General features: G+C 50.0%; 1 rRNA gene. It reads right to left on the reverse strand.

The features are described 5' to 3' along the window. Positions 1 to 60: 60 nt before the first annotated feature. A 23S ribosomal RNA gene (locus tag JCM6256_RS09055) occupies positions 61 to 2,954 on the reverse strand. Between the last annotated feature and the right edge of the window lie 95 nt (positions 2,955 to 3,049).

Consider the following 3,049-nt stretch of genomic DNA (forward strand, 5'->3'; position numbering starts at 1 on the left):
CTACTACGCTCAAAACTAAATATAATCTTCACAAAAACCGTCATCTTCGACTGCTTCGCTTTGGTCAAGTTATCGACTGATTAGTACTGGTCCGCTCCATTCCTCACGGAACTTCCACTCCCAGCCTATCTACCTCATCGTCTCTGAGGTGTCTTACTGCTTACGCAAAGGAAATCTCATCTTGAGGGGGGCTTCGCACTTAGATGCTTTCAGCGCTTATCCCTTCCGCACATAGCTACCCAGCGATGCCTTTGGCAAGACAACTGGTACACCAGCGGTGCGTCCATCCCGGTCCTCTCGTACTAAGGACAGCTCCTCTCAAATTTCCTACGCCCACGACGGATAGGGACCGAACTGTCTCACGACGTTCTGAACCCAGCTCGCGTGCCGCTTTAATGGGCGAACAGCCCAACCCTTGGGACCGACTTCAGCCCCAGGATGCGACGAGCCGACATCGAGGTGCCAAACCTCCGTCGATGTGAACTCTTGGGGGAGATAAGCCTGTTATCCCCAGGGTAGCTTTTATCCGTTGAGTGATGGCCCTTCCATGCGGTACCACCAGATCACTAAGCCCGACTTTCGTCCCTGCTCGAGATGTATCTCTCGCAGTCAAGCTCCCTTATACCTTTACACTCTGCGAATGATTTCCAACCATTCTGAGGGAACCTTTGGGCGCCTCCGTTACACTTTAGGAGGCGACCGCCCCAGTCAAACTGCCCACCTGACACTGTCCCTGATCCGGCTTACGGACCTAGGTTAGAGCATCCATCAAACAAGGGTAGTATCCCAACATTGCCTCCAATAAGACTAGCGTCCTATCTTCTCAGGCTCCTACCTATCCTGTACATGTTTAACAGATACTCAATATCAAGCTACAGTGAAGCTCCATGGGGTCTTTCCGTCCTGTCGCGGGTAACCCGCATCTTCACGGGTATTATAATTTCACCGAGTCTCTCGTTGAGACAGTGCCCAAATCATTACACCTTTCGTGCAGGTCGGAACTTACCCGACAAGGAATTTCGCTACCTTAGGACCGTTATAGTTACGGCCGCCGTTTACTGGGGCTTCAATTCATACCTTCGCCGAAGCTAAGTACTCCTCTTAACCTTCCAGCACCGGGCAGGTGTCAGCACCTATACGTCGTCTTACGACTTTGCAGATACCTGTGTTTTTGATAAACAGTTGTTTGGGCCTATTCACTGCGGCTGATCTTGCGACCAGCACCCCTTCTCCCGAAGTTACGGGGTCATTTTGCCGAGTTCCTTAACGAGAGTTCTCTCGCTCACCTTAGTGTTCTCCACTTGACTACCTGTGTCGGTTTGCGGTACGGGTACGTTCTCTCTGGCTAGAAGCTTTTCTTGGCAGTGTGACATCAGCACCTTCGCTACTTTACTTCGCTACTCATCACGCCTTGTTCTTTAGGTAGAAGCATTTGACTCTTACCAAAACTTGACGCTTGAACATGGATCCAACACCATGCGTGCTTAGCCTCCTGCGTCCCTCCTTCGCTCATAACGATTAAACGCAGTACAGGAATCTCTACCTGTTGTCCATCGACTACGCCTCTCGGCCTTGCCTTAGGTCCCGACTTACCCTGGGCGGACGAGCCTGCCCCAGGAAACCTTAGTCTTCCGGCGGATAGGATTCTCACCTATCTTTCGCTACTCATACCGGCATTCTCACTTCTAAGCGCTCCAACTATCCTCTCGATTAGCCTTCGCCGCACTTAGAACGCTCTCCTACCACGCATGTAAAACATGCATCCACAGTTTCGGTACTATGCTTAGCCCCGGTAAATTTTCGGCGCAGCGCCACTCGACTAGTGAGCTATTACGCACTCTTTAAATGATGGCTGCTTCTAAGCCAACGTCCTAGTTGTCTACGCAACTCCACATCCTTTTCCACTTAGCATAGATTTGGGGACCTTAACTGGTGATCTGGGCTGTTTCCCTTTCGACTACGGATCTTATCACTCGCAGTCTGACTCCCGTGTATAGATATATGGAATTCGTAGTTTATCTGGACTCAGTAACCCCTGACGGGCCCCTTGTCCAAACAGAGCTCTACCTCCATTATCCTCTCCACGAGGCTAGCCCTAAAGCTATTTCGGAGAGAACCAGCTATCTCCAAGTTCGTTTGGAATTTCACCGCTACCCACAACTCATCCCCGCAATTTTTAACTTACGTGGGTTCGGTCCTCCAGCGCGTTTTACCGCGCCTTCAACCTGGTCATGGGTAGGTCACTTGGTTTCGGGTCTACATCAAACAACTTTTCGCCCTATTCAGACTCGCTTTCGCTGCGGCTCCGTCTTTTCTGACTTAACCTCGCTATTTAACGTAACTCGCCGGTTCATTCTACAAAAGGCACGCCATTACACATTAATGTGCTTTGACTACTTGTAGGCACACGGTTTCAGGTTCTCTTTCACTCCCCTTCCGGGGTTCTTTTCACCTTTCCCTCACGGTACTGGTTCACTATCGGTCACTAGCTAGTATTTAGCCTTGCGAGATGGTCCTCGCGGATTCAACCGGAATTTCTCGTGTTCCGGCCTACTCAGGAGTCTGCTAGGCGCGCTTGCAATTTCGCTTACGGGGCTCTCACCCTCTTTGGCCTACCTTCCCAGATAGTTCTGCTATCGCTTGCGCTGCCACATTGCAGTCCTACAACCCCACTCAATAAATTGAATGGTTTAGGCTCTTTCCGTTTCGCTCGCCGCTACTAAGGAAATCGATTTTTCTTTCTCTTCCTGCAGCTACTTAGATGTTTCAGTTCACTGCGTGTTCCTTTAAGCACCTTAACAGTGCTTAATGATGCATCGCTGCACCGGGTTCCCCCATTCGGACATCTCCGGATCATAGTTTACTTACAACTCCCCGAAGCTTTTCGTAGTTCGTCACGTCCTTCATCGGCTTCTAGTGCTAGGCATTCACCGTGCGCCCTTTTCTACTTGACCTTACTCAAGAATCTCTCTTCTCGGTCGCTCTACAATCTGTTCAATGATTGTCTCGGTTTTTGCTTGGATTATATTCAGTTTTCAATGTACTAACC

Origin of the sequence: Lactobacillus hamsteri DSM 5661 = JCM 6256, from assembly GCF_000615445.1 — a bacterium.
Taxonomy (GTDB): domain Bacteria; phylum Bacillota; class Bacilli; order Lactobacillales; family Lactobacillaceae; genus Lactobacillus; species Lactobacillus hamsteri.